Here is a 25612-nt window from a genome sequence, read left to right on the forward strand (position 1 = left end):
CGTCCGGCGCGGCGTACGCGATCTGCTGGAGGCCCAGGACGGCATCGGGTCCGTCGGCGAGGCGTCCGTCCCCACCACAGGGCCGGGACCGGTCCACGGGCGGTCGGCTGACGACAGCTCAACTGCCGAGGGCCCGGCGGTGTGTGGTCTCGAAGGCGGGCGCGGGCGGGGCCGGTCGGCTGCCGAACGCGTGGGGAAGTAGGGCCGGTCGGCCCCGTGGAAGGTGCCCGTCGGTCCCTGGGGAGCGTCGCCGCTTGCGACCAGCATGGTGCGGTCGGGAAGGTCCGGTCCGTCCCCTTGTGATCCGCCGGACCTTCCCGACCGCTCCATGGAGCCGTCCGCGTGCGGCCGGGGCGCGTTCGGAGAACTGCCAGAGCTGGAGGACACGGTCCGGTGGACGCAATGGAATCGCAGGGCAAGCAGGCCGCCCCTGCATATGGCCCCAAGCCCCCCGGCCCCAGGGCCGACCCCGCCGGCGCGCGGGCCAGCACCGTCGACGCGGCGGGCACCCCGGCCGTTCGCCGGCCCGCTCGGGCGGGCACGACTCGGCCCGGCACCGATCTGCCGGGCCGTTCCTCGCGCGGCCGGATCGTCGTCTCGTGGCTCACGACGACCGACCACAAGCAGATCGGCACGCTGTATCTCGTCACCGCGTTCGCCTTCTTCCTGATCGGTGGGGCGATGGCGCTGGTGATGCGCGCCGAACTCGCGCGTCCCGGGACGCAGATCATGTCCAACGAGCAGTTCAACCAGGCATTCACGATGCATGGCTCGGTGATGCTGCTGCTGTTCGCCATGCCGCTGTTCACGGGATTCGCCAACTGGCTCATGCCGCTCCAGATAGGCGCACCCGATGTGGCCTTTCCGCGGCTGAACATGCTGGCCTACTGGTTGTTCCTCTTCGGTTCACTGATCGCCGCGGGAGGGTTTCTCACTCCTCAAGGAGCCGCCGATTTCGGCTGGTTCGCCTATGCCCCGCTGTCCGACGCCGTTCACTCGCCGGGCGTCGGCGCCGATATGTGGATCATGGGCGTGGCGCTGTCCGGCTTCGGGTCCATTCTCGGAGCGGTGAACTTCATCACCACCATCATCTGCATGCGTGCCCCGGGAATGACCATGTTCCGGATGTCGATCTTCACCTGGAACGTACTGCTGACCGCCGTACTCATCCTCCTGGTCTTCCCGGTCCTCGCCGCAGCACTTCTCGCGCTGGAGATGGACCGGAAGTTCGGCTCGCACATCTTCGACGCCGCCAACGGGGGTGCGCTTCTGTGGCAGCACCTGTTCTGGTTCTTCGGGCACCCGGAGGTCTATGTGTTGGCTCTGCCGTTCTTCGGCATCGTCTCCGAGATCATTCCGGTATTCTCCCGAAAGCCGATGTTCGGCTATATCGGTCTCATTTCCGCGACGATAGCCATTGCCGGGTTGTCCGTCACCGTCTGGGCCCACCACATGTATGTCACCGGTGGTGTACTGCTGCCCTTCTTCTCCTTCATGACCTTCCTGATCGCCGTACCGACCGGAGTGAAGTTCTTCAACTGGATCGGCACGATGTGGAAGGGGTCGCTGTCTTTCGAGACGCCGATGCTGTGGGCCACCGGATTTCTGATCACCTTCGTCTTCGGTGGACTGACCGGAGTCATCCTGGCCTCACCACCACTGGACTTCCACGTCTCCGACTCGTACTTCGTGGTCGCCCACTTCCACTACACACTCTTCGGTACGGTCGTCTACGCGATGTTCGCCGGATTCCACTTCTGGTGGCCGAAGTTCACCGGCAAGATGCTCGACGAGCGCCTGGGGAAGATCACCTTCTGGGTGCTGACGGTCGGCTTCCATCTCACGTTCCTGGTGCAGCACTGGCTCGGTGTGGAGGGAATGCCCCGCCGATACGCGGACTATCTCGCAGCCGACGGTTTCACCGCCCTCAACACCCTTTCCACTATCGGCTCATTCCTGCTCGGGCTGTCGTTCCTCCCCTTCTTCTACAACATCTGGAAGACCGCTCAGTACGGCAAGAAGGTAACCGTCGACGACCCCTGGGGTTATGGCCGCTCCCTGGAATGGGCCACGTCGTGTCCTCCTCCCCGGCACAACTTCACCGCCCTGCCCCGAATCCGCAGCGAGTCCCCGGCCTTCGATCTGCACCATCCGGAGATTGCCGCGCTCGACCCCGCCGTACCGCACTGACCTCGTCCACCACCGCAAGCCCCGCTCCTGAGGAGAGTGCTGTCCGATGTCCCATGGTGTTCTGGCGCTCGGCGTCGCCGTCCTCTGCGTATCGGGCAACGTCTGGTACCTGCCCGCCTGCATCGACCTGCGTGCCGGGCAGGACCGGCCGCGCTCCCGCCGACTGGTCGCGGCCGCTGTACTGGCCGGGTGGGGATCGGCGGCCCTCACGATGCTCCTGCTGCTCACGCCGGTCACCCTGTCCGCGGTCGCACTGGTGGCGGTCGCGGGCACCGTCACCACGGTGTCCCTGGCCTTCCGCGCGCGGCTGAGTCGCGGCCAGGAGCAGCGTGAAGAGGAGGCCCGCTGGGCCGCGCTCCTCCGTTGACCAACGCGTTCGCGTCCTTCCCGATACCGGCGGCGGCGGTCTGGCGGTCTGTCTAGGGAAAGCCGTACCGTCCCCGCAGACGCACGAAACGGGCCGCCGTCAGCAGTCGCACGGTGACCAGCCCCGAGGAGGCGCGCCGGAAGGAGATGACCTCCTCGTCCCCTCCCGGCCCGATGGGCTGTACCAGACGGCCGCCGAGCCGCAACTGCTCAATCAGTGGCACGGGGACCTCGGGGAACGCGGCGGACACGAGGATGGCGTCATAAGGAGCGAGGTCCGGCACGCCGCCGCTGCCGTCCCCGATCCGTAGTTCCACGTTCCGGATGTCCTGGCCGGCCAGATTGCGCCGGGCCTGAGCGGCGATGTCCGGCCACATCTCGATGCTCACCACGTCGGCCGTCAGCCGGGCGAGCAGCGCGGTCTGGAAGCCGAGTCCCGTACCGACCTCCAGTACATGCTCGTCCCCGTCCAGGCCGAGGCTCTCGATCATCATGGCCGACAGCGAGGGCTGCGTGGTCACCTGCTGGTAGCCGATCGGCACCGGTACGTCGTCGTAAGCGGCCGCCGCACGGTTGCTGGGGACGAACTGCTCTCGCGGCGTCGTACGCACAGCCTGGAGCAGGCGCTCATCACCGATCCCGGCCGCACGAAGGGCCTGTACGAGATCATCAGGAGTACGGGCGGAATCTCGCGAGCGCATCGGGTGCTCAGGTGTGATCGACCGGCTGCGCGAACCTCTGCCGGTGGGCGCAGTGCGCACAGCAGAAGAACTGCCCCTCAGCCTGCAGACCGTAGCCGGGAGGGTGGCTCCGACAGTCGTCGTTGCGGAGGCACACTGTCACGAACGTTCACTCCTTGATGGACTGCGGGCCTGTGGCTCGCATGCGGCCCGCACTCGGCCCGGCTCCCGCTCGAAAGGCTGCTTCCGACTCACCGACCCACCGACTCATCTTCCACGGGCCCGATGCATGGATGCGTCCGTGCGCAGGGATCACACGGCTGGGCCCCCAACCGGTTGGCTACCGGGTGGCACATCGCCCTGCCCGCTGCCGAACTGCTCGTGCATCACCTCCCGGTGATCTCGGAGAGCCAGGCCGCGTCCTCCGCGCCCGGCGCACCGGAGCCCGGCTCGGGCAGCCAACACACCTCGCCCGTGCCCAGAGCGACCGTGGCCCGCGGCCGCATCGGCCCGTCACCCCTGCGCGAGAGCAGGACGAACTCCCGGAGCGTCGCTGTCATGGCGTCGAGCCGGGCGGTGCAGTCCGCGGCGACCCGCCGCGGTTCCCGGGTCCGGCCCAGGGACAGATGCGGGGTGAAGGTCTTCCCACGCCCACGACAGTGCGGGAACCGCTGCTGCAATGTGCGGTACAGGCACTCCCGCGGTGCCGCGCCGGACGCCGCCGGATCGAGCCACACGGTGGAGTACGCCCGGTGCCGGAAGCTGCGCACCCCGTCCAGCCTGGCCGTGAAGACCGGCGTCTCGGCCGCTGCCGCAGCGAGCAGCGACGCCGCCCGCTCGAAGTGGGACTCAGGCACGAAGCCGAAGAGCAGATTGACGTGCGGCGGCCATCGGTGGATCTGCGGATCGTAGTCCCGGCGGATGTCCTGGATCGGCGGCCACAGTTCCGAAGGCGGGATCCAGGCCACTGCCGTGCGGGCGGTCGGGTACACGTCGAGGACGGCGACGGGCTCGCTCCCGCCGGAGCCCGGCGCCCGCAGGCGGCGCGGGTCCCGGTGACAGATCTGGTCGCTGGTCCGCATCACGCCTCCTTCCCCGCCCTCACACCTTCTCTTCCTTCCAGGGTGCCGTGCATCCTGTCCTTCCGATGCCGTCGCCGCAGGCTCACGCTGCGCCGACGCGCGGGCGGTCCCGAAGGGTGCCGTACTCGGCTTGCGTACCCGTCGTCCGTACTCGGCTGTCTTTTCCTTCCCGGTGCCTTGTCGGCTCCGGGCCCGGCCTGCCCCCACGGCCGGTAGCGTGGGCAGCGGAGACGGAGCCCTGCGAAAGGCAAGAGCGGGAAATCATGCGGATGATCTTCAATCCCGCGGAGGAGAACGAGTACGCGGCGGCCTGTGATCTTCTTGTCCACCGGTTCGACCGGTGGGCCCGGGAGAACGGGATCGACGCCGATCCGTTCGTCGTCGAAGCCGCGCTGGAGTACCGCCATATCGGTACGCCGGACGGCAGGCTCGGACTATGGGACCAGCGGCACATCGAGGAGTTCCTGCTCGACTGGGTTCCACGGTCGGTGACCGTACTTCCCGACGAGGAGCCCGCCGATGTGCCGGGCACCCTGCGGGCCCTGCTGCGGTATCTGGATGCCGTCCACCTCGCGGATCCCCGAGGAGCGTCCCTGCCCGAGGGGCTGGAGGCCGTCGACGCGGCAGCGCCGCGCCACGCGGAGGCGATGGCCGACCGCAGCCGCTGGGGCATGGCGAAGTTCTGGATCACCACCGCCGCGGAGCAGGGCTTCGACGTCCGCGACGAGCATGCGTTGCAGGACTTCGTGGGGCGGGCACAGCGCGAAGAGGTGCCCTACGACCCCGAGGTGCTTCAGGCGATCGTCGAGCGGCAGTTGCGCACGTCCGGGCCCGTACGGTCCGAGCCGCAGCTCCCGATCGCGCTTCCGGGCGACGACGTCCTGCGGGAGCAGGCCGACCGGTCACCGGTCCTGCGGCAGCTGCGCGGCCTTGCCGAATGGGCGGGGCGCGAGGGCCGGGCGCTCACCGGCTCCGGCAGGCTGCGGCTGTCCGATGCGCGGGGGCTCGTGGAGCGGCTGGACACCGGAGACAGCACCGACTCGGTCCGCTCGTCCGCGGATCTGCCGCGCCTCAACCTCCTTGTGGAGTGGGCGAAGACAGCAAGGCTGATACGAGTCGCCAAGGGGAAGCTGTACGCGGTGGCCAAGGCGGAGCCCGTGCTGAACGACCCGCTCGGACTGTGGCGGCGCGCCTTCGACGCGTTCCGCGAGCTGCGCGGCCCGGTGCGGGGCGCGCGCGGCGGCAGGTACAGAAAATCCGTGCCGTTCGACGCGTACGACGCCTACGACGTGTACGACGTCATCCTGCCCGACGTACTGGCAACCCTCTACAGCCTGCCGTACCCCATGCCCTGGCCCGCGTTGCGGGACACCGCCCACCTCGCCCACCGCTCACGTTCGCTGCTCGGCGCCTTTGCCACGTTCGAACAGGCCGACGACGATCTGCGCACGGTGCTGGGGGTGTTGGAGAGCCTGGGGGCGATCGAGTGCCACCGGGGGGTGGCCGATCCTGTCTTCGCGGATCTGGCGATGAGCGAGAACGACATCGAGGGATGGGCCGGAATACCGGCCGAGGACGATGACGACCTCGAGACGTCGCCCGGCGTGCTGCCCGGGATGTCGACCGGACGTGTCGGACCGTCGGGCAAGGCCCTGCCGGATGACGCCCTGTTGGACGGCGCCCTGTTGGACCAGGAGGCCACCCGGCGGGCCCTGAGGCTGAAGTCCGAACTGAGCGCCGGTCCTGTTGAGTTGATCCGTCTCACCGACCTCGGAACGGACTCCGTGCGTCGTCGGCTGCTGGCCGAAGGCCGGGACGCGCCGCTGATCGGTGAGCTTGCCCAGGCCCCGGCGGCCGGCCTGCTGGGCGTCCTCGCCGACGACTACGATCCCGAGTCCGCCCGGGCGGAGCTCGCCGGGTGGATCGCCGTTCACGGCGCCCGGCCCGCAGCGCTGGAGCAGCTCGTCCACACGGTGCGGACCATGCCGTTCCGTACCCGGGCCGAGGCCATGCTGGACGTCCTCGTCTCCTCGCTCGACGACGGGGAGCGGCTGCTGCGAAGTCTCCGTTCGGACCCATCGCTGGCTCCCACCGCGCTGAGCCTCCTGGCCCGTCGGGAGATTCTCTCCCCCGAGGACCTGACGGAGCCGGAAAGTCTGCTCATGGTCGCTGAAAGCCTGTTGCAGCTCTGTGAGGCGACCGGCGCCGACGGGATGAGAGAGGTACTGCACCAACAGGGCCGTGAGGCCGAGGAGGCCCTCCGGGCGGCTCTGGCCTCCGGTCACCCGGACCGGGAGGGCCTCACGAACCTTCAGGCCCTCGCCGAGCGTGTGTCCCGGGAGCGCAGGGCCCACGTCGCCCTTGCTCGGCAGCGCGGCCACCGAAGGAACGGCAGACGGGGCGGCAAGCGGCGCCGCTGAGGACGTGGCGCCGGGCGATCGCATGACAGCGGTGAGTCAGCCGCCCGTACCTCGAGTCCGTCACCGTGCGGCGCCGAGTGGTAACGGAGAAGATCTCCCGGCGAACGTGCCGGTTGCCCCGGCATACAGCCCGGCTCGTCTGCCGCTCGTACGGTCGTCCCGCTACGGTGCCCGGCAGGTATGGAGCAGAGGGCCGGATCCGCGGCTGTCGCGGGTCCGGTCCTGTCGTGCCCCTCTCAGGACCGTGGGGCGCCGAGGTGTCCGTCCGAGGTGTCAGCCCGCCATCGGCAGGCTCTTGCGCGACGGCACCGCGCCCAGTTCGTCCACGGCCACCGCCTCCCCGCTGTCCGCGTCGACGTAGCCGACACGGACGACCGGGTCGTCGCCGGTGTCGCGGCCGGCCGTGGCATCGAGTGCGAACACCACCGCGACCGGACGCGCGTTCTCCCCGTCCCCGTACACACCCGAGTACTGGAGAATGCGCCAGCCGTCGTCCTCCCAGTGGTCCAGCAGGGCGGACCGGACCACTGGCGCGGCGGCCTGCCAGGCAAGGGAGTTCTCCAGGAGCTCGACGCTCGCCGCGACCGGCACCTGGTGGTTCCCGGCGGCGGTGCCGAGGAGCGGGTGCCCGAAGACACGCAGCCTCGTCCGGCGCAGTGGCAGCAGCCACCACCGGTCGAGGTCGGCCGAGAGAGCGACCAGCACCGCCGCCGTCCCGGTCAGGAGGACAAGGGCACCGGCAGTCCGCTCGGAGACCGCCGGCCACCAGGTGTCCTGCGCCACCGCCACCGTGGCCCCGCCGATGAGCACGACCGCCGCCCGTGCGAACGCCCGCCAGGTGATGGGGGTGTCCTCGCGTGCCGAGCAGCCGCAGGAGGACTCCGGTGCCATGGTCCGGCCGTAGCCGAGATAGGCGAGGAACCCCGCCCCGAGGACCGCGGCGGCGGCCCCCGGCACCGGGTTCGCCGGAATCACCAGCAGACCTGCGGCGATCAGGAGTTCACCTGTGCCGGTCGCGCGCAGCACCGTCGTGGCCCGCTCACTGCTGCGCAGCATCCGGGCCAGCGCCGTCTTCGGCGCCTGTTGCGCGGTGCCCCGGCTGAACACCTTGACCGCTCCGGTCCACCCGAGCAGGCCCGCGAGGACCAGTGGGGCGAGGCCCGTTGTCAGTGACAGCATCTCTTCCTCTCTCTGTGTCCTCGGTCCCGCATCAGTGCCCGACGGAGATGCGGACGACGTCCACGGAGTTGTCGGACGGCCGCCAGGCACCGAGCACCTGGGCGCTCTGCCCGATACGCAGCCGGGACAGGTCGGACGTCAGTGCGCGGCCCGCGTAGGAGGCGCTGGCGTCCGGGGCGACGTGACCGACCAGTTCGTGCTGCCCGTGGGCGAGGTGCAAACGGTTCTTCGCGATGCCGCGGATCTGCGTGTCCAGGTTCACGATGTTCACCCACACCGCGTCGGCGGCCACGGTGCCGTCGGGCATCTTGACGCCGCGCGCGTAGAGTCCGTCGCCGACCTCGATCACCTCGGCCGTGGTGGCGCGCACCTTCCACACGCTGGTGACGTTGGTCATCTGCACCCGGGAGTGGCCGCCCTGGGAGCCCGCCACCTCCAGGACGCTGCCGGTGATGCCTGTGATGCGGCCCTCCACGAAGGTGGACCTGGCTATCGCGGGGTCGAGCGAGGGCTCCGCGGCGAAGGCGGCCTCGGCATCGAGGCCGCCGAGCGCCGTCGCGCCGACGATGGTCGCGCCGCCGAGGGCGGCAGTGGTGAGGAAGCGCCGACGGCGCATCCCGTCGGCCCGGTCGTGTCGTACGGTCATGTCTGTCCCCCTCACTCGTAGATGTAGACCGGCAGCTTGCCGGAGCTGAGGTTGCCGATCGCCGAGAAGGCGGCCGGGGTCAGGTCGAGGACGCGGTTGGTGCGACAGGTGCCGTTGCAGCACGTCGCCTCTCCGCACCAGTCCTTGGTGCGTGGGCCGCAGTCGGTGATCGTGATGCACACCGTCGCGCCCGAGCACTGGTGTTTCACCTTCATCACCGCACCGCAGCCGCGTCTGGGGATGTTCTCGCCACAGAGGTCGGGCCGGGTGATGTTCCAGCACGCCTGTGAGGCGTTGGGCCACGCGCCGTGGTGGGCGCTGGACTGGCAGTTGCCGCAGGCGCCGCCGCCGGCGCTGGAGCATGGGCCCCAGGCGTTGCCGCAGCAGAACCAGCTGGTTTCACCGGCCCACAGGCTGGTGGATCCGCAAGCCATCGTGTTGCCCCCTAGAGATTGACAAGTGCATGACAAGATGCGGGTCGACCGGGGACAGGCACAGGTGAAGCGGGGATGCCCACGCCGCGGCCGGGGATGGTTGTGCGAGCGAAGCAACCCAATGATGCGCGTAGACAACCGGGTTGCATAGATGGCCTCGTTCCACACCGCCGCATGCCTCGATCGAGGGGACCCGGGAGGCGTGCACAGCTGTGCCGGAGCGCGGCGGTGGCCGCGCGCCGCGCCGACGCTCAACCTCCCGGTTCTGCGCGAGGCGCCAGGTGGCCGGTGAACCACTCTGTGGCCAGGTCCGCCACCTTGGCGAGAGCACCAGGCTCCTCGAACAGGTGAGTGGCACCGGGGACCACGGCGAGCCGGCTCTCGCAGCGCAGCTGTGCCCGGGCCTGGCGGTTCAGGTCCAGCACCACCTCGTCCTCGCCTCCGACGATGAGCAGTGTGGGTGCGGTCACCGCCGGCAGGCGGGCCCCGGCCAGATCGGGCCTGCCGCCGCGGGAGACGACCGCCACGACCTGGGAGCCCGGCTCAGCCGCCGCCCACAACGCGGCGGCCGCGCCGGTGCTGGCGCCGAAGTAGCCCACCGCGAGGCCCCGGACCTCGGGCTGTTCGAGCAGCCAACGAGTCGTGTCGGTCAGACGGCGGGCCAGCAGGGACGTGTCGAAGACGTTGGCCCGGTCCAGTTCTTCCTGCGCCGTGAGGAGGTCGAACAGCAGCGTGGCCAGGCCGACCTTGTTCAGCGAGGTCGCGACGGAGCGGTTGCGCGGGCTGTGCCGGCTGCTGCCGCTGCCGTGGGCGAACACCACGAGGCCCGTGGCCCCTTCGGGGACAGCCAGCTGCCCGGCGAGCCGGACCGGTCCGGCGTGCACGACGACTTCCGGATCCGCAACGGGCGGAGTGGCGGATCGTGCCGCATCCTGCGGGGCCGAGCCCAGCTGATCGCTCCCTGGCAGCCGGTCTGCCGCCCGTTCGAGGCAGGCGATGACCTCGGAGTCGGTGGTCTGCGCGAAGTCCTCGTAGAACTGCCCGATCCCGAGGAAACCGACCGGGGTGGACAGGCACACCAGCTCATCGGCGGCGCCCTGCATCCTGGAGGTCCAGCCCTCCGGTGCCACGGGGACGGCGAGCACCACCCGGGCCGCTCCGTGGCCGCGCGCGATCAGGCAGGCGGCCCGGGCGGTCGACCCGGTGGCGACGCCGTCGTCGACGACGACCGCCGTCCGGCCCCTGACCCCGGTACGCCGCCGGCTGCCCCGGTAGCGCCGTGCACGCCTGTCCAGCTCCGCGCGCTCCCGCTCCTCCACAGCGGCCAGTTCCTCCTCGGCCGTTCCCGTCGCACGCATCACCTCCTCGTTGACGACGCGCACGCCGTCCTCACCGATGGCTCCCATGCCCAGCTCCGGCTGGAAGGGCACGCCGAGCTTGCGCACCACGATGATGTCCAACGGCGCTCCGAGGGCCTCGGCGACCTCCGCCGCCACCAGCACGCCACCACGGGGAAGGCCGAGGACGACGATGTCCTCGTCCGCGAGGTGTGTCAGCTGCCCGGCCAGTCGCCGCCCCGCGTCAGGGCGGTCGATGAAGTGCATGGTCCAGCCTCCTCGATGCGGCAGAACCCGGCCGTGACACCCCGCGCGGACGCCTGCACCCGGGATTCCCGGGGCGGGAAACGTGCCGACCACGGTCGGTCCTCGTGGGCGATGCGGCACGCTCGCGGCTCCTGCGGGCCGTCGGAGTCACGTTCGCCGGTGCGGGATGCGGCCCGCCCGGGACACGGTCTTCCGTCGAGCCGGTCTCTTCGGTTCACCACCGACCACAAGCGGTGCGGAAACGGTCCGATGTCAGCCGACCGCATCGACTGCTCCGGCAGTGCCGGACGGCCGCCCTCGCGGCTCCGCCCGCAGCTCCCACGCTCGTCGATGTCGGCCGGACTTCTTGCCGGCCCTGCCTCACGGCCCACGCTACTCGCGTTCAGCAGAGGCGCGAGCGCCGAACGCTTCACCGCCGGAGCCCACCATGACCGCCGCCCCGGCGCGCCAGGGACCCATTTCTCCGCACCTCATGAATGCGGATGAAGGGATGATGCGGCCGATACCTCGGTGGGGTGCCGGTCGACGGACGGGGCCGTTCAGAGGCGCGGCGGCCACCCCGGAGGTTTACTGGGTCTGAAGGCTATCGCCGAACGAGGGGACAACTCACCCGTGCGATCCGCCACCGCCACTGCTGTCCGGCCGAAGGAACTCTTCGACCGTGAGGCCGAATGGGACGCGCTCGTCGCCTTCGCCCGCGATCCCCGGCCCGGGCCTGCGGTCGCCATCGTCACCGGGCCCCGTCGGCAGGGCAAGAGCTTCCTGCTCCAGCAACTGACCTCGGCGACCGGTGGCTTCTACTTCGGAGCCCAGGACGTGGCGGAGGCGGAGTCCCTCCGGCGGCTCGGCGACCAGCTGGCCCGTCACACCGGTGCCAACCGTCCGACCCGCTGGAGCTGCTGGGCGGACGCGCTCGACGCCTTCGCGACTCTCGCGAGCGAGCGTCCGCTGCCCGTCGTCATCGACGGCTTCCCCGAGCTCGTCCGGCAGAGCCCCGCCCTGCCCTCCGCCGTCAACAGCGTCTGCCGCCGACTGCGCGAGGCGGGCCGGTCCAACCGAGTGAGGCTGCTGCTGTGCGGCAGCGCCATGCCGATGATGCGCCGACTGCTCGGCACTGCCTCGACCTCGGCAGACCTTCAGCTGAAGATCCTTCCCCTGGACTTCCGGCAGGGCGCGCGGCTCTGGAACATCGACGATCCGCGCCTCGCCCTCCAGGTCCACGCCGTCGTCGGCGCAAGCACCGCCTTCCGGTACGACCCGGCCGGCGAGGACATCCCGGCCGGCCCCGACGATTTCGACGCCTGGGTGTGCCGGACCGTCCTCAACCCCCGCCTTCCGCTGTTGTGGAAGGCTGGACACATCATCGAGCAGGAGCCCGACGGCTGGGACCGCGGCCTGTGCCACTCCACCCTGGCCGCCATCGCCGACGGCTGCTCGACGCCCGGCGCGATCGCCGACTGGCTGGACCGCCCGGCCACCGAGGTGCCCCACCTCCTCGCCGTGCTGCATGACTGCGGCCTCGTCCAGGGCGTACCCGATGCCTTCCGGCCGGGTGTGACCCGGTACCGCATCACCGAGCCGCTGCTCGCCTTCGACCACGCCGTCATACGCCCCAACCGCATCGCGCTGGGGCAGCAGGGCCCCGCAGAGGTCTGGAAGTCCGCACGGTCCGTCTTCGAATCCGCCGTGATCCGGCCGCATTTCGCCCAGGTGTGCCGGGACTGGGTGACCGGGTTCGCGTGCCGGGACACCTTCGGCCCCCGGCCCGTCACCGCCTCCGCCGGGTCGCTTCCAAGGGGCCAGGGGCACCGGCCGGTCGACGTCGATGTGGTGGTCCGCGGCGAGGTCCACGGCCGTGCCGGGGTCCTGCTCTCGGTCGGCAGGGTGTGTTGGGACGAGGTGATGGATGTGCACCACCTGCACGAACAGCTCCAGGTCCTGGCCGAACTCGCCGACCGCGGCGAGGACGTGAGTCGGGCTCAGCCGGCCTGCTACAGCGCGGTCGGGTTCAGCTCGCACCTGCGCGAGGCCGAGGCGCGAGGCGAGGTGGTCCTGGTGGATCCCGACCGGCTCTACCACGGAGAGTGAGAGGAAGCGTCCGGCTTCCCGCCGTGCTCTGACGGGATGTCGCCACCGGCGGCCGGTCGGCACGAGCGAAGGCGCCGTTCACGGGCTCGCCGCCCCGCCGCAGTCGATTGAACGGCACGGTCCGGTGCCTGCGTCGAGGACGTGCTCGTCGCCGTGGGGGAGAGGCTCTGACCGGGGGAGAGGCCCTTGATCATCGTGGCCGACAGCGACGGCTGCGTGGCGAGGAGCCCGCCTGCTCGGCAGCGAACCAGGCATGCGGGATCGCGTGGTCGGCGCCGAGCAGCCGTTTGTCGTGGACCCGCACGGACCGGGGCCTCCGGGGACGCCGAGGCCATCTCTCCCGCTCCGCGCCGACTCATCCCTTGACGACGCCCAGTGGCACCAGGCGGACGATCAGCCGGGCGAGTCCGGCGCCCTCGGTGACGGCGGCGACCGTGTCGACGTCCTTGTACGCCTCCGGCGTCTCCTCGGCGAGACCACGCCACGAGGAGGGGCGTACGGCGATGCCCCGGGCCTCCAACTCGCCGCGAAGCCGCTCCCCGCGGACCATGCGCAGCGCGTGGTGGCGGCTCCAGACCCGGCCGGCTCCGTGGCAGGCGGAGTGGAAGGCGTCGTTGCCGGGCAGGCCGACCATCACGTACGAGGCGGTGCCCATCGTCCCGGGGACCAGTACCGGCTGACCCACCCGGACGAGGTCCTCGGGCAGGCCCGGGTCACCCGGTGGCAGTGCCCGCGTGGCGCCCTTGCGGTGGACGCACAGTGAACGTGCCACACCGTCCACTTCGTGGGTCTCGAGTTTCGCGGTGTTGTGCGAGATGTCATAGACCAGCTCAAGACCGACGTCCGCAGCGGTCGCGAAGGCATGGCGGGTGGCTTCGGACAGCAGCTGGCGGTTGGCCCGGCCGTAGTTGGCGGCCGCCGCCATCGCCCCCAGATAGGCGCGGCCCCGCGGCGAGTCGACCGGCGTGCAGGCCAGCTGCCGATCCGGGACCTGGATGCGGTACCGGTGCAGTTCCTGGTCCATCACGCGAACGTGGTCGGTGCACACCTGGTGGCCCAGGCCGCGCGAACCGCAGTGGATCATGACGCACACCTGGCCCACCCGTAGCCCGAAGGCCGCTGCGGTGGCCGGGTCGTAGACCTGGTCGACCGCCTGCACCTCCAGGAAGTGGTTGCCCGAGCCGAGGCTTCCCACCTGGTGGAGGCCCCGCTCGACGGCGCGCCTGCTCACCTGCCCCGGGGCCGCGCCGTCCAGGACGCCGTAGTCCTCGCAGCGCGCGAGGTCGCGTGGCACACCGTGGCCGCGCTCGACCGCGTAGCGAGCGCCGCCGACCAGCAGGTCGTCCATCTCCCCGGCCCCCGACAGCTTCCACAGACCGCCGCGCCCCATGCCGCGCGGGATGGTGCTGTCGAGGATGTCCATCAGCCGCCGCATCCGGTCGTGGTCGAGCGCCCCGCGGTCGATGCCGGCGGCCAGCAGCCGTACGCCGCAGGAGATGTCGAACCCGACGCCGCCGGGCGAGATGACGCCGCCGTGGGAGATATCGGTGGCGGCCACCCCACCGATCGGGAAGCCGTAGCCCCAGTGGACGTCGGGCATGGCGAAGGAGGCGCGGACGATGCCGGGCAGCGTCGCCACGTTCGCCACCTGCTCCAGCGCCTTGTCCCCCGCCGCCTGCGGCAGCAGCGCCCGCGAGGCGAACACCACCCCGGGTACGCGCATCGGCTCCCGCTGCTCGATCCGGAAGCGGTACTGGTTCTTCTCCACCAGTGCGATCTCCACGTCCCTCACCTCCAGTCGACCGTCAGCCGTCCGGTCCGATCGGCGACGGCGGTGCCGAACTCGGCGCAGGCGGTGGTCAGCCGCTCGCGGATCCACTCCCGGTCCTCGCCGACCGCCAGGCGGGTATGGCAGTAGTCCAGGGCCAGCGGCACCGCCGCCACCTGCGCGGGAACCAGATGTGCGGCATCCGGGCCGTCCAGGGTCACCAGGAAGAGGAGCCCCAGGTCGTTGCGCAGGACCGAGTCGACGGCGTAGTCGTCGACGAAGTCACCCAGGTCGTAGAGGATCCGGTCGGCGATCCCGTGGAAGACATGGGCGGAGTGCCCGGCGACCAGCGTCGCTCCCGCTGCCAGCAGCTCCGGCGCCGCGGCCGAGACGCGGCGCGGCGGCCGGGAGGTCATGTTGGGACCCCAGTGCGGAGTCACCAGTACGACATCCGCTGCCGCAGCGGCCCGGCCCACCGACTCCGTCAGCCAGCCGGGCACCCCCGCATCGAGATCGGCCCAGGCCACACCGGGACTGTTCTCCCCGGCCGCGTAGTCCTCCGGATGGTCCGTGACGCCCACCACCGCCAGCCGCACTCCGCCCGCCTCCAGCACCGCGAACTCCCGGGCCGCGCCTGCGTTCGCCCCGGCGCCGACCGCGTGGACGCCCGCCCCGGCCAGCAGGGTGCGGGTGTCCGCCATGGCGTCGAACCCGTAGTCCAGAGCATGGTTGTTGGCGAGCGTCACGCAGTTCACCCCCAGTTCGGCCAGCACCTTCGCGGCGGCCGGGGGCGCACGGAAGAAGAAGGCCTTCCACGGGTCGGGCCAGCGGTGCCCGCGGTCGGAGACACAGCACTCCAGGTTGAGCACGAACAGGTCCGCCTCCGCGATCGCTTCCCTGACCCCTGCGGAGACGAGCGTCTCCGGCTCCGGCGAGCGGCGCAGCTCCTCGGCGACGCTGCGCCCGAGCATGGTGTCGCCGGCCAGTGCCACCGTGAGCGCCATGATTCCGTCCCTTTCCCGCCCCGGCTCAGACGTCGAGGGTCACCCGGCAGGTCCAGCCGCCGGGGCCACCGCGCAGCTGGAGGTCGTGCAGCGAAACGGCCTTGGGTACCGCACCGACCGGCACGGCGGTGCCGACGTCTGCCATGCGGAAGCGGACCGACAGCTCCCGGCCGTCCCCCGCCGACCGGATCGGCCCCACCTCCACATCGATCGGGATTTCACCGTCGGTATCCATCCGGTAGACGACCTCCTCCAGGACGGACACCAGCAGATCCTCGTCGGACTCCGCCGTGACCGCGTATTCGCGTTCCCCGGCGACTGCTGCCCCGGACGTGTCGGCGAACCCCTCCACGACCGCGCGCACCGCCTCGCCGATGCAGCCCTCGGCCGTCGGCGACCACGCCTCCACCCGCATGTCCGCGGTGTGTGGCACAGCCCGGTGGCCATGCGCGTCGGGCTGCTTCCCCACAGGTTCCCGACCGTCCACGGTCGGCACCTCTCCGTCGTCTCCGGATGCACAGCCTGATGCCGAGTTCTCCGAGCCGCAGGCGATGCCTCCTCCAGGGTCGTCCCGTACACCGCTTCGGGGCAACCTGCACGAGGCGACGCACGCGGTCACCGGCCACGGGGCGGTCGGCAGGGCCGGCCGTCAAGGGCTGGAAGCCGCCCGTCGGCGCCACGCACATTCACCACCCCTGCCCGTCCTGTTGACCGCAGGCAATCGACATATGACATACGGTAGTTGTCCCGCTGTCCTCGTGAAGGAGTGCACGCATGCCGGTCTCGCTCGGTCTCGGTCTTCCGCAGATGAAGCAGTACGACATCGGTCGCGACGTGGCCACGGTGGCACGTGCGGCGGAGGACGCCGGGTACGAGAGCCTGTGGGTCTTCGAGCGCGTGCTCTTTCCGGAGCCGGCCACCCAGGGGCTGTACGGCGTACCGGGGCTGCCGTGGCCCGATCAGTACCGCAGCGTCGCCGACCCGCTGGTCACCCTCACACTGGCCGCCGCGGCCACCGACCGGGCCCGGCTCGGCACCAGCGTCCTGGTCGCCCCGCTCCACGTACCGTTCCAGCTGGCCCGATCGCTCGCCTCGCTCGACGTCGCGAGCGGCGGCCGGGTGGTCGCGGGCCTCGGAACCGGCTGGTCGCTCGACGAGTACGCGGCCGCCTCGGTCGCCCCCTTCGAGAAGCGCGGCGCGGTCCTGGACGAACTGCTGGACGTCTGCGCGGCCGTCTGGGGCCCGGACCCGGTCTCGTACTGGGGCGAGCTGACCACCATCGCACCGGCCGAGGTCGGCCCCAAGCCCGCTCGCCCCATCCCGGTCTATCTGCCGGCGAACAGCCCACGCGCCGGCCGCCGGCTGGTGGACCGGGCGGACGGCTGGATGCCTGTGGCCATGGGCCCCTCGACACTGGCCGAGCAGTGGCGGCGGGTACAGGACCTGGCGGCCGAGCGTGGCAGGCAGAGGCCGATCGAGGTGTGTGCCCGTGCCAACGCGACGTACAGCGCCAAGCCGTTCGAGGGCGCGGACCGGCAGCCCTTCCAGGGCAGCGTGGCCCAGATCGTGGAGGACCTGGTGGCCCATGCTGCAGTGGGCGTGACGGAGATCCTGCTGGACCTCCAGGCGACGACGCGAGACGCCGCCGAACTGGCCGATGTGGCGGCCGAGGTGTATCGGGCGGCCCGAGCGGCGGGCGTCTGACGGTCGCGCCGAGGAAGCACCGGTCCGCCGTCGGCGGGACTGGGCCCTGCCCCGCCGACGGCACACCCCCGCATCCGCCCCTCGGATTGCGGCGGGTGCCTGCCAGGGGTCCTCCCCGAAGCATGAGCCGGTGTTCACGATCGGGTGCTGGTCAGCTACGCCCGGTGCCCCCTGTCCGCCGCGCGGACAGGGGGCACCGGCGGACCGATGATCCCGATGCTGTCGCTGCCGCGGACGGCTCCACCGACTCACTCACCGAACCGGCGGGTCTCCACCCTCACCCGTCGAGCGCCGGGCGATCCCGGCTGATGTTCGGCGCGCCGTTTCCATGGCCGGGGAGCAGCCGGGCCTCGGCGCTCGGCAGCTTGCTCCACCAGTGGTCGAAGCGGCGATAGACCTCCGGATCGCGGTCGGCGAGGAAGGCCGTCATTGACCGGGCCTCGGCGGCCAGTTGCTCCCAGATGTCGTCCGGTAGGGGGTGGAAGGCGGTCGCCTCGATTCCTCCCTCGGCCGGACGCCACACACCGGCGACGTACCCGTCGATCAGCAGGGTCGGCAGCACGTCGCCGTTCCTGCGGGTGACGAGCGTGCGGTAGTCCGGTGGGATGACACGGCTGCGGTCGGAGTAGGCCAGCAGGATGCTGTCCCACATGGCCATCAGCCGGGGCGGTGCCGGCGTGTCCTCGTGCGGACGCGATGCGCCCGGGGTGTCGAACAGCTCCTCGCCGTTCGGCCCTTCCAGCCGCTCGATGTCACCGTCACCGGCGAGAGCCCGCAGCGCCGTCCTGGCCCTGGCGCGCTGGACCAGTGCGAACTGTGCCACGTCCGCCACCGATGCAGGTCCGAACCCCTCGAGATAGCGCTTGACCAGCGTCTGCAGCGACGCGGCGGACACCTCCGGGTTCGCCAGCACCGGTCGGGTCGGGGGCGCGACATACGACGGACGGGAGCCGAAGGACCACGGGGGCGTGGTGGGTGCGTGCAGCAGCGGCGTGTACTGCCGCAGCCCCCACCAGGCTCCGGGCTTCGGCGGCGCACCCAGCCGCTGTGCGAGCCAGGCCTCGTACTCCGCGGCGGTTCGCGGCCGGTCGGCGAACGCCAGCAGCTCCGGAACCAGTGCGTCGGCGTCGTCGGCAGTCAGCCCGGACGCCGTGAAGCGGTCACCCAGCCTGGAGGCACGCAGCAACGGCTGCACGGCCTCACGAAAGGCCCGGAAATCGTCGATGTGGACGGCATGCAAGGTGATCCGCATGAGGGTCGACTTGACGACCGTGTGGCCGGCGAAGGCCGAATCGAGATCGGCCGGGTCGAAGTCGGCGAGCCGGTTCCACAGCGCGAGGTAGGGCGAGGCCGCCTGCTGCGCCTGCAGCGCGACCACGCGCCGTACCGCGTCCGCGACGCCGAGAGTCTCCCGCTGCAACAGCAACTGCCGAGCGAGCGTGGAGCGGTTGAGCTCTCGCGCCGTGATTCTCATGTCGTGACCGTCTCATTCCCCATGTCGTGAACCCGGCACCGACGACGCGCGCGGAGCACCCGGCTGTGCACCCTAACCCGTACGCCGGCCCAACCCGTACGCCGGCACCTGATCGAGACCGCAGCCCCCACCGTCGTGATCCGAGAGCTGCCCGTCATCGGACTTTCTCCAGGCGAACTTCCTTGCGGATCCGGTCCGTTCCGGAGTCGGTCGCGGCAGCCCGGCGTCGATCGGGCCCGCACGCGTCCGGGTGCGCGGTGACGCATTCCCCCCGGTGTGCGGAGGCCGTGCACGGTGGTCCTCGACCGGCGATTTTCGGCCAGCGCGTCGCCGCGTCGCGAGCTGCGGGGTGGCCCCCGGAGGGCTGCGTTCCGCTCACGCTCCTCCGGGGTGGGGCCCATGCGTCCGGGCGGGTGGTCACCGGAGAGGGGAAACGCCCGGTCCCCTGACCGCCACCGATTCCACCGCTCCCGTTGCCGCTTTTGTGTCGCGGCGACGGGAGCGGCCGCGCCATGCGCGCGGGACGGCCTTCAGTTCGTGTGCGGGCGACCGTCGGCCGCGTCATGGGTCTGCTTCAGGGCCATGGGGTAGGCCGATGGACCGGTGGGGCTGCACAGCGTGTCGGGGGCGCGGTGGGGGCGAAGGTCCCTGAGGACCGACTCGACTTCGCAGAGAAAGGATTGATAGGAGGTCAGGCGCTGCCATTCGGAGTCGGGGGCGCCGGGCACCGTAGCGGCGCATGCTGACCAACTTGCCACCAGTTCGGCGTACAACGGTGTGTCACTTGCCGTCTCTGTGTGCGTCCGACCCGGCATGAACGCGCCGGTGACCTGCTCGCGCGGTGCGCGCGCTCCGTGTGCCGCATCCAGCTGGGGCCTCGGACGCGGCCGGGCGTGAGAGGGGCGTGGGGCCTGCGAGGGGTGTGCAATGGATGCCGCCGAGCCCCTGCCGATGGCGGTAGCGGATGAGGGTGCGTTCATGACGGTGGTAACGATCAACCGCCATTTGGGTAACTACGGCCCGACACGGCAAGATTAGATGGAGTTTCACCTTTCTTGGTGCCTTTGAGCCGAAAATCGCTTCAAATCCTGTGGAGGGGCGTTGGTCCCGGCATGGAACCGAGGGAGCTGTGGGAGCGTCATGCCGTACTGGCGCGGGCCTATTTCAGAAATGACGAGGAAGTGCGCGATGCGCAGAGCACCCTCGACGAGCAACAGGCGAACCGTATGCGGACGTTGGCTGCGTTCGCGGTGACGCTGGGGAGCGACGGGACCGTCGCGGATCTCCTCGGGCTCCATGAACGCGAAGTGCGCATGGCTCGCCGCACCGTGGGAAAGGACGATGCCCGGGCAATCGCCAAGGCGCTCCTGGACCACCACGCTGCGGATGCGCACGAGCTGTCTCCCGAGGACGCGGACAGATGCCCGCTGTACCCGGAACCGGAGGAAAGGCCGGTGCCCCATGACGCTCCGGCCCCGCCTCCGCGCCCTCCTCACGCCCCGGGCATCCCGGAGGTTGCCGAGGAGGCGGTTCAGGGAATCGTGTCGTCGTCGGCGGTGGACGCGGTCCTGGTCGGTGCGTGGAGCACCGGGGCCGACCTCTCCGTACTGGCAGGCGAGCTCGGTCTCGATCTCCCTCGACTCGTCGCCCGCACCCGATACCTGGAGGCGCAGGGCCGCCTCACCCGGGCCCCGCAGCCTCTGGACCGTTCCGGCCGTCACCGCCGCGTCGAAGGCGCCGAGGCGCCCACCGTGTCCCAGCCCCAGCAGTGGTACTACCCCACCCAGCATCGCCCGTCGCACCAGACGACGACGTGGGACCAGGCGACGACGTGGGACCAGCAGGCTTCTCACACCACTATGAACTCCGCACCGATGCATGACTGGGACGGCATCCTCGATCAGTGGCAGGTCACCACCAGCCCCACGTCCTCCTGGTAGGGAACCGCACCGGACCTCCCGGCGGCGGCGAGTCCGATACCGGCGTGGCGGATTCCGTCATTCCGCTGCCGTCCGGGCCCACTTCTCCTGAAGGGGCCGGTAGTCGATCACCACGATCCCCTCCTCCCGGAGGATCTCGCCGGCCCGGGGCGAGACGAGGAACTCGTAATCGGTCCGGCGCACACGCCAGCCGTCGGGCTCGATCGCCTGTGCCTCCTCGTTGCCGAGACCCGGATGGACCGCCCATTCGCTGAGACCGGTCGGCAGGGTACGCAGCAGTTCGGCGTAGCGGGCCGGCTTGCCGTCGGTGTCCAGAGCGAAACTGTCCAGGAACGGCCGATCGGTGACGGGCAGCCCCTGCCGCCGCAGCTTCCGGCGCCCCGGCTCGAGCCAGATCCGTACCGCCAGGCCGTACTCGGCGGCCGGCGCCGCGGTCAGGTCGAGGATGTCGTCGCGTCCGCCGTCGGCCAGGCAGTGCCAGTCCAGATGAGTCGGGGACAGACCGGCGTCGGACACGGCGTCGATCTGCGCGCGGAACTCGGATTCGACCTCGTCGATACGGGCCCGGACGAGGAGCTCGGAGCGGGTGGCGGGAGTGAAGAGATCGCCCGCGTCGTCGAGCAGGGACGGGACGTGTGCCTTCGGCGTCAGCGGGCCCCACCGGGAATTCCGGGCCGGTGCGACACCGATGTCCGGGGTGCTGAAAGTCGGTTGACGGCCCACCGCGCGCACGGTTTCCTGCTGCGATGAGTGATCTTCGCTTCGAACACGTGGACGCCGAAGCCACGCTTCAGGACTGGCAGCACGTTCACAACACGATCATTCCCACTGCCGTGTTGTCTCTCGACGAGGTGCGTGAGCGTGTCCGGCGTCACCGGTTGGAGGTGGCCTATCTCGACGATGCCCTCGTGGGCTGTTCGACGGTGCGGCCGCCCACGAGTGAGGCATCGGTGGCCACCGTCATTGCCCGGGTGCTCCCCGCTCACCGGCGACGGGGGATCGGTGCGCAACTCTACGCACGGGGGCTGGAACAGGCGCGAAAGCTCGGCGCGGACGTCATCGAGACGGTTGTCCTGGCGACCAACCCGGACGGGCTGCGGTTCGCGCACGCGCACGGATTCGTCGAGGTCGACCGCTATGTGCTGCCGGGTGACAGCGTGCCCTTCATCGATCTGCGACTGGCCTGAGCGAGCCCGTCGGCGGGCGCCCGTGCGAACCGGGCGCCCGTCGGCACGCCCGGGTCAGATGACCGGTGGCCGCCCCAGCATCGTCATCCGCCACACCGTGCGCCACCGCATCGGCTGCCGACGCCCGCACGGGGTGCGGACCCCCTCGGCAAAGCCACCGGCCCAGGCGCGCAGTCCCGTGGCCGAGCGGGTGCGGGCCACGGTGAGGAGGGTCCAGATGCCCAGATAGGCGGGGACCAGAGGGAGCGGCAGATTGCGGCGGGCCAGCCAGACGCGATTGCGGGCCGTCATCCGGTAGTAGACCGAGTGCCGGGCCGGGGACGTCTTGGGGTGCTGGAGCAGCAGTTCGGGCTCGTAAAGGATCTTCCAGCCTGCGTCGAGCGCCCGCCAGGAGAGGTCTGTCTCCTCGTGCGTGAAGAAGAACTCCGCCGGCCAGGGGCCGGTTTCCGCGAGCATCTTCATGGAGAGGGCGTGGCCACCGCCGAGGAACGCCGTGACGGGGCCGCGCCGCATCGGGTCGGTGGCGCGCAGTCGGGGGACGTGGCGGCGCTGCGTCTCGCCGTGTTCGTCGGCGATACGGAAACCGACGATGCCGAGCTGCGGGTCGGCGGCGTACAACTCCTGGACCTTGCGCAGCACACCGGTGTCGACGAGCAGACCGTCGTCGTCCAGCTCGACGACGACATCGACGTCCCCGAGTTCCGCCAGTGCCGCGATGGCGACGTTACGGCCGCCGGGGCAACCGAGGTTCTCGTCCAGCTCGATCGTGGTCACGCCGCCGGCGAGGCCCGACAGGCCGGGGAAGCCGGTGAAGTCCGGGAGCGGCGAGCCGTTGCCCACGACGACGAGACGGGTCGGCAGCACGTCCTGCATGGCCACCGAGGCCAACAGCGCCTCGACCTGCTGCGGGCGGTCACCCATGGTCACGATGGATACGCCGATGCGCGGTTCGGACAAGGTCAGCACTCCTGAGCTCGCTGCGGTGCCCGTGATCGTAGTCGCTCGATGTTCAGCTGTCGGTCGCCGCCCTGCCACGGGGCGGATGTCGCTGCCCGGTAGGGGATCGGCCGTCAGGAACCGGAGGCGCCGTCGGACTCACCGGTCCGCTCCGGCGAGGGCACCCGTGCCGCGATCCGGCGCAGATGCCCCGCGAAGACCTGGGGCGCCTCGGGGGTGAGGGTGCGGAGGGCGACCATCGCCGTCACGATGACATCGCAGAGTTCCGCCTCCACGTCCTGCCAGGAATGGGTGACGCCCTTGCGCGGGTTCTGACCGATGGTCCCGATGACGGCCTGGGCGACCTCGCCGACCTCCTCCGAGAGTTTCAGCATCCGCAACAGGAGATCCTGCTCGGGGCGGATGCCGGTTCCCGCGTCGAGCCAGCTGCGGAGGTGGTCGACGGTTTCCCAGGGAGACCGGTCCGCATCGTCGGTGTCCGTACCGTCCGGGCGGCCGTTCAGGTCGGCGTTCATACGGTGCAGCCTGCCATGTCCGGACACCGGTGCTTGTCCTCGTGCGCACTCCAACTCCTAGCCTGCGTGGCATGGAGACAGAGATGAGGAACAGGACCCTGGGGCGCGACGGGACCGAGGTAGGTGCGCTCGGCTTCGGCTGCTGGGCCATCGGCGGCGAATGGGCGGACCGGGACGGCAATCCGCTCGGCTGGGGCGCGGTCGACGACGAGGAGTCCGTGGCCGCGATCAGGCGGGCGCTCGACCTCGGTGTGACGTTCTTCGACACGGCCGATGTGTACGGGGCCGGGCACAGCGAACGCGTTCTCGCCCGGGCCCTCGCGGGGAACCGCGACGACGTCGTCATCGCCACCAAGTGGGGCAACCGCTTCGACGAGCGGGCCCGCACGCTGATCGCCGGCGACAGCTCGCCCGCGTACGCCCGCGAGGCGCTCATCGGCTCGCTCCGCAGGCTCGGCACCGACCGCATCGACCTCTATCAGCTGCACCTGTCCGATGCTCCGCTCGACGAAGCCGCCGAACTCCGTCAGGCCTGTGAGGAGTTCGTGGCCGAGGGGCTGATCCTGGCGTACGCGTGGAGCACCGACGACCCGGTGCGCGCCGCGCTGTTCGCCGAGGGGGCACACTGCGTCGCCGTCCAGCACGCCTGCAATGTGCTTCAGGATGCGCCGGAGATGCTTGCGCTCTGTGCGGATCAGGGGCTCGCGAGCATCAACCGCAGCCCGCTCGCGATGGGGCTTCTCACCGGCGCGTACGGCCCCGGCCGGCGCGGGGGTGCGGGGGACATCCGGGCCACCCCGCCCGCCTGGCTGCAGTGGTTCGGGGCGGGCGGGGCCGCGGCACCGGAGTGGGCCGCGCGGGTCGACGCCGTACGCGAGATCCTGACCGCGGACGGCCGCACCCTTGCGCAGGGCGCCCTCGGCTGGCTCTGGGCGCGCAGCCCGCACACCGTGCCGATCCCCGGTTTCCGGACGGTCGCCCAGGCCGAGGAGAATGCCGGGGCGATGGCCCACGGGCCGCTGCGGGACGAGCAGGTGGCGGAGATCGGCGCGCTGCTGGCGTAGCGGGGATCCGTCCGGACCGATCCGGGCCGCCCATGGCCTCAGGCGCCCGCCGCGTACCGCCAGAAGTCCCGCATCAGGGCGGGCGGGGTCGGTCCGGTCATCTCCAACTGGCTGAGCATGATGGAGACCGTGCCGGTGGACGGAGTGAGGTGGGCCGTCGTTCCCGTGCCGCCGACCCAGCCGTAGCGGCCCGGCACGTTCCACTGATCGACGGTCTCGACATCGACCGAACCGCCGAAGCCCCAGCCCTGCCCCTCGATGAACAGGGCACTTGCTGCGCGCTGAGCCGGTGTCAGCTGGTCGGTGGTCATCTGCCGCACCGATGCGGGCGACAGCAGCCCGTCGCCGTCGGCGAGCAGCATGCGGGCGAACGCGAACCAGTCGTCGACCGTGGACACCAGTCCGCCCGCGCCGGACGGGAACGGGGGCACGCTGCTCCACTGCCCGTCGGGGGCGTCCACCAGCTGCGTGCCGCCGTCCGGATCGATGCGGTAGTAACTGGTGAACCGGTCGAGCTTCGTCGGCGGTACCGCGAAGCCGGTGTCCATCATGGCCAGCGGTTCGAAGATCCGCTCGGCGAGGAACTCGGGCAGCGGACGGCCGGTGACCCGGGCGACCAGCACACCGAGGATGTCGGAGCAGGTGTTGTACAACCAGGCCTCGCCCGGCTGGTGCAGCAACGGGATCCGGGCCAGCGTCGCCATCCACTCGTCCGGCGCCGGGACGCACTTCGGTTCCGGTCCCTGCTTCAGCTCACTGAACAGCGGGGCGACCCCCGGCAGCGAGAAGTCGGACGGAAATCCGTACCCGGCGCGGAAGGTCTGCAGGTCGAGCACGGTGATCGGCCCGGTCGCCGGGACCACGTCGTCCAGCGGAGCGGAAGGCGTACGGAGGACCTTCGGCGAGGCCAGCTCCGGCAGCCATCGGTCCACCGGGTCGTCCAGCGCGATCCGGCCGTCCTCGACCAGCAGCATGACCGCCGCGGCGGTGATCGGTTTGGTCAGCGAGGCGATACGGAAGATCGAGTCCCGGGCCATCGGGGCGGTGCCCTCGGCGTCCACCGAGCCGGCCGTCCGCACCTCGATCCGGTCACCACGGGCCACCAGGCCCACCGCGCCCGGAACCTGCCCCTTGCTCACGTGCGCTTCCAGAATGTCTCGCAGCTCGGCCGTCATCGGTCCACCCTCTCCCTCTCGTGCGATCAGAGGTAGGACTTCCGTCGCCGCCCGGAATCACCGGGCCGGTGGCATGAATTTTGCCCGATTGGCGGTCCGAGGGTGGAGAACCGGGGGAGCCTCGCAGACCGCCGG

Annotated in this window: 22 protein-coding genes; 8 read left to right on the top strand and 14 right to left on the bottom strand. The window is 70.8% G+C overall.

Features of this window, described 5'->3' with window-relative positions:
* Positions 1-402 precede the first annotated feature (402 nt).
* Together ctaD and ACFU8W_RS07745 are read left to right on the top strand one after the other, a co-directional pair.
* Positions 403-2190, top strand: a complete 1788-nt coding sequence (ctaD, locus tag ACFU8W_RS07740) for a cytochrome c oxidase subunit I (RefSeq protein ID WP_384034262.1) — start codon at positions 403-405, stop codon at positions 2188-2190.
* A 46-nt stretch (positions 2191-2236) separates the two neighbouring features.
* Positions 2237-2557 (top strand): hypothetical protein, encoded by a 321-nt coding sequence (locus ACFU8W_RS07745; RefSeq protein ID WP_384033273.1) that lies wholly within the window; start codon positions 2237-2239, stop codon positions 2555-2557.
* A gap of 52 nt (positions 2558-2609) precedes the next feature.
* Here the strand turns inward: ACFU8W_RS07745 and ACFU8W_RS07750 are convergent, their stop codons facing one another.
* Positions 2610-3257 carry a protein-L-isoaspartate(D-aspartate) O-methyltransferase gene (locus ACFU8W_RS07750; RefSeq protein WP_384033276.1) on the bottom strand — a complete coding sequence of 216 codons (648 nt, stop codon included), beginning with the start codon at positions 3255-3257 and terminating at the stop codon, positions 2610-2612.
* A gap of 365 nt (positions 3258-3622) precedes the next feature.
* Positions 3623-4318 (bottom strand): 2'-5' RNA ligase family protein, encoded by a 696-nt coding sequence (locus ACFU8W_RS07755; protein ID WP_384033279.1) that lies wholly within the window; start codon positions 4316-4318, stop codon positions 3623-3625.
* Positions 4319-4587: 269 nt separating this feature from the next.
* Here ACFU8W_RS07755 and ACFU8W_RS07760 point away from each other — a divergent pair, with 269 nt between their 5' ends.
* Positions 4588-6738: a hypothetical protein gene (locus ACFU8W_RS07760; RefSeq protein ID WP_384033282.1), complete on the top strand. Its 2151-nt coding sequence runs from the start codon at positions 4588-4590 to the stop codon at positions 6736-6738.
* A gap of 273 nt (positions 6739-7011) precedes the next feature.
* Here ACFU8W_RS07760 and ACFU8W_RS07765 read toward each other — a convergent pair whose 3' ends face one another.
* From ACFU8W_RS07765 to ACFU8W_RS07780, 4 genes are all read right to left on the bottom strand, one after another.
* On the bottom strand, positions 7012-7917 hold the full coding sequence (locus ACFU8W_RS07765; protein WP_384033285.1) for a MauE/DoxX family redox-associated membrane protein: 906 nt from the start codon (positions 7915-7917) through the stop codon (positions 7012-7014).
* A gap of 31 nt (positions 7918-7948) precedes the next feature.
* Positions 7949-8563, bottom strand: a complete 615-nt coding sequence (locus ACFU8W_RS07770; RefSeq protein ID WP_345512906.1) for a cell wall protein — start codon at positions 8561-8563, stop codon at positions 7949-7951.
* An 11-nt stretch (positions 8564-8574) separates the two neighbouring features.
* On the bottom strand, positions 8575-8997 hold the full coding sequence (locus ACFU8W_RS07775) for an RlpA-like double-psi beta-barrel domain-containing protein (RefSeq protein WP_266986249.1): 423 nt from the start codon (positions 8995-8997) through the stop codon (positions 8575-8577).
* Positions 8998-9248: 251 nt separating this feature from the next.
* The gene (locus ACFU8W_RS07780; protein WP_384033289.1) at positions 9249-10601 is read right to left on the bottom strand and encodes a phosphoribosyltransferase family protein; all 1353 of its coding nucleotides are present in this window, start codon (positions 10599-10601) and stop codon (positions 9249-9251) included.
* A gap of 612 nt (positions 10602-11213) precedes the next feature.
* On the opposite strand from ACFU8W_RS07780, the gene ACFU8W_RS07785 reads away from it, so the two are divergent.
* Positions 11214-12689: an ATP-binding protein gene (locus tag ACFU8W_RS07785; protein ID WP_384033292.1), complete on the top strand. Its 1476-nt coding sequence runs from the start codon at positions 11214-11216 to the stop codon at positions 12687-12689.
* Between the two features lie 355 nt (positions 12690-13044).
* Here ACFU8W_RS07785 and ACFU8W_RS07790 read toward each other — a convergent pair whose 3' ends face one another.
* Genes ACFU8W_RS07790 through ACFU8W_RS07800 form a run of 3 tightly spaced genes read right to left on the bottom strand, consistent with a single transcriptional unit; the run spans position 13045 to position 15948 of the window.
* Positions 13045-14472, bottom strand: a complete 1428-nt coding sequence (locus tag ACFU8W_RS07790; protein WP_384033295.1) for an RtcB family protein — start codon at positions 14470-14472, stop codon at positions 13045-13047.
* Between the two features lie 5 nt (positions 14473-14477).
* Positions 14478-15461, bottom strand: a complete 984-nt coding sequence (locus ACFU8W_RS07795) for a CapA family protein (RefSeq protein WP_384033298.1) — start codon at positions 15459-15461, stop codon at positions 14478-14480.
* Positions 15462-15486: 25 nt separating this feature from the next.
* On the bottom strand, positions 15487-15948 hold the full coding sequence (locus ACFU8W_RS07800) for an archease (protein WP_384033301.1): 462 nt from the start codon (positions 15946-15948) through the stop codon (positions 15487-15489).
* A 287-nt stretch (positions 15949-16235) separates the two neighbouring features.
* On the opposite strand from ACFU8W_RS07800, the gene ACFU8W_RS07805 reads away from it, so the two are divergent.
* The gene (locus ACFU8W_RS07805) at positions 16236-17165 is read left to right on the top strand and encodes an LLM class F420-dependent oxidoreductase (protein ID WP_384033304.1); all 930 of its coding nucleotides are present in this window, start codon (positions 16236-16238) and stop codon (positions 17163-17165) included.
* Between the two features lie 277 nt (positions 17166-17442).
* On the opposite strand, the gene ACFU8W_RS07810 is transcribed toward ACFU8W_RS07805, so the two are convergent.
* Positions 17443-18639 (bottom strand): winged helix DNA-binding domain-containing protein, encoded by a 1197-nt coding sequence (locus tag ACFU8W_RS07810; RefSeq protein ID WP_384033307.1) that lies wholly within the window; start codon positions 18637-18639, stop codon positions 17443-17445.
* Positions 18640-19751: 1112 nt separating this feature from the next.
* Between ACFU8W_RS07810 and ACFU8W_RS07815 the strand changes: the two genes are divergently transcribed.
* Complete coding sequence (locus ACFU8W_RS07815) at positions 19752-20579, top strand: hypothetical protein (RefSeq protein ID WP_384033310.1); 828 nt, start codon at positions 19752-19754, stop codon at positions 20577-20579.
* 57 nt (positions 20580-20636) lie between these two features.
* On the opposite strand, the gene ACFU8W_RS07820 is transcribed toward ACFU8W_RS07815, so the two are convergent.
* Positions 20637-21302, bottom strand: a complete 666-nt coding sequence (locus tag ACFU8W_RS07820; protein WP_384033313.1) for a ChbG/HpnK family deacetylase — start codon at positions 21300-21302, stop codon at positions 20637-20639.
* Positions 21303-21325: 23 nt separating this feature from the next.
* Here ACFU8W_RS07820 and ACFU8W_RS07825 point away from each other — a divergent pair, with 23 nt between their 5' ends.
* Positions 21326-21766 carry a GNAT family N-acetyltransferase gene (locus tag ACFU8W_RS07825; protein WP_345512895.1) on the top strand — a complete coding sequence of 147 codons (441 nt, stop codon included), beginning with the start codon at positions 21326-21328 and terminating at the stop codon, positions 21764-21766.
* A 54-nt stretch (positions 21767-21820) separates the two neighbouring features.
* On the opposite strand, the gene ACFU8W_RS07830 is transcribed toward ACFU8W_RS07825, so the two are convergent.
* Positions 21821-22723, bottom strand: a complete 903-nt coding sequence (locus tag ACFU8W_RS07830) for a glycosyltransferase family 2 protein (RefSeq protein WP_384033316.1) — start codon at positions 22721-22723, stop codon at positions 21821-21823.
* Positions 22724-22836: 113 nt separating this feature from the next.
* Positions 22837-23238: a MazG-like family protein gene (locus tag ACFU8W_RS07835; protein WP_384033319.1), complete on the bottom strand. Its 402-nt coding sequence runs from the start codon at positions 23236-23238 to the stop codon at positions 22837-22839.
* A gap of 83 nt (positions 23239-23321) precedes the next feature.
* On the opposite strand from ACFU8W_RS07835, the gene ACFU8W_RS07840 reads away from it, so the two are divergent.
* Positions 23322-24302 (top strand): aldo/keto reductase, encoded by a 981-nt coding sequence (locus ACFU8W_RS07840; protein ID WP_384033322.1) that lies wholly within the window; start codon positions 23322-23324, stop codon positions 24300-24302.
* A 38-nt stretch (positions 24303-24340) separates the two neighbouring features.
* Here the strand turns inward: ACFU8W_RS07840 and ACFU8W_RS07845 are convergent, their stop codons facing one another.
* Entirely contained in the window at positions 24341-25477 is a 1137-nt protein-coding gene (locus ACFU8W_RS07845; RefSeq protein WP_384033324.1) for a serine hydrolase domain-containing protein, read from the bottom strand.
* Positions 25478-25612 lie beyond the last annotated feature (135 nt).

Origin of the sequence: Streptomyces sp. NPDC057565 (genome assembly GCF_042801455.1) — a bacterium.
In the GTDB taxonomy this organism is placed as follows: domain Bacteria; phylum Actinomycetota; class Actinomycetes; order Streptomycetales; family Streptomycetaceae; genus Streptomyces; species Streptomyces yanii.

Bases quoted from the DNA above. Each gene is read 5' to 3' on its own strand.
- ACFU8W_RS07815 (WP_384033310.1), top strand. From the start codon at position 19,752: ATGGAACCGAGGGAGCTGTGGGAGCGTCATGCCGTACTGGCGCGGGCC.
- ACFU8W_RS07795 (WP_384033298.1), bottom strand. From the start codon at position 15,461: ATGGCGCTCACGGTGGCACTGGCCGGCGACACCATGCTCGGGCGCAGC.
- ACFU8W_RS07750 (WP_384033276.1), bottom strand. From the start codon at position 3,257: ATGCGCTCGCGAGATTCCGCCCGTACTCCTGATGATCTCGTACAGGCC.
- ACFU8W_RS07825 (WP_345512895.1), top strand. From the start codon at position 21,326: ATGAGTGATCTTCGCTTCGAACACGTGGACGCCGAAGCCACGCTTCAG.
- ACFU8W_RS07810 (WP_384033307.1), bottom strand. From the start codon at position 18,639: ATGAGAATCACGGCGCGAGAGCTCAACCGCTCCACGCTCGCTCGGCAG.
- ACFU8W_RS07835 (WP_384033319.1), bottom strand. From the start codon at position 23,238: ATGAACGCCGACCTGAACGGCCGCCCGGACGGTACGGACACCGACGAT.
- ctaD (WP_384034262.1), top strand. From the start codon at position 403: ATGGAATCGCAGGGCAAGCAGGCCGCCCCTGCATATGGCCCCAAGCCC.
- ACFU8W_RS07770 (WP_345512906.1), bottom strand. From the start codon at position 8,563: ATGACCGTACGACACGACCGGGCCGACGGGATGCGCCGTCGGCGCTTC.
- ACFU8W_RS07765 (WP_384033285.1), bottom strand. From the start codon at position 7,917: ATGCTGTCACTGACAACGGGCCTCGCCCCACTGGTCCTCGCGGGCCTG.
- ACFU8W_RS07805 (WP_384033304.1), top strand. From the start codon at position 16,236: ATGCCGGTCTCGCTCGGTCTCGGTCTTCCGCAGATGAAGCAGTACGAC.
- ACFU8W_RS07780 (WP_384033289.1), bottom strand. From the start codon at position 10,601: ATGCACTTCATCGACCGCCCTGACGCGGGGCGGCGACTGGCCGGGCAG.
- ACFU8W_RS07760 (WP_384033282.1), top strand. From the start codon at position 4,588: ATGATCTTCAATCCCGCGGAGGAGAACGAGTACGCGGCGGCCTGTGAT.
- ACFU8W_RS07755 (WP_384033279.1), bottom strand. From the start codon at position 4,318: ATGCGGACCAGCGACCAGATCTGTCACCGGGACCCGCGCCGCCTGCGG.
- ACFU8W_RS07840 (WP_384033322.1), top strand. From the start codon at position 23,322: ATGAGGAACAGGACCCTGGGGCGCGACGGGACCGAGGTAGGTGCGCTC.
- ACFU8W_RS07845 (WP_384033324.1), bottom strand. From the start codon at position 25,477: ATGACGGCCGAGCTGCGAGACATTCTGGAAGCGCACGTGAGCAAGGGG.
- ACFU8W_RS07745 (WP_384033273.1), top strand. From the start codon at position 2,237: ATGTCCCATGGTGTTCTGGCGCTCGGCGTCGCCGTCCTCTGCGTATCG.
- ACFU8W_RS07775 (WP_266986249.1), bottom strand. From the start codon at position 8,997: ATGGCTTGCGGATCCACCAGCCTGTGGGCCGGTGAAACCAGCTGGTTC.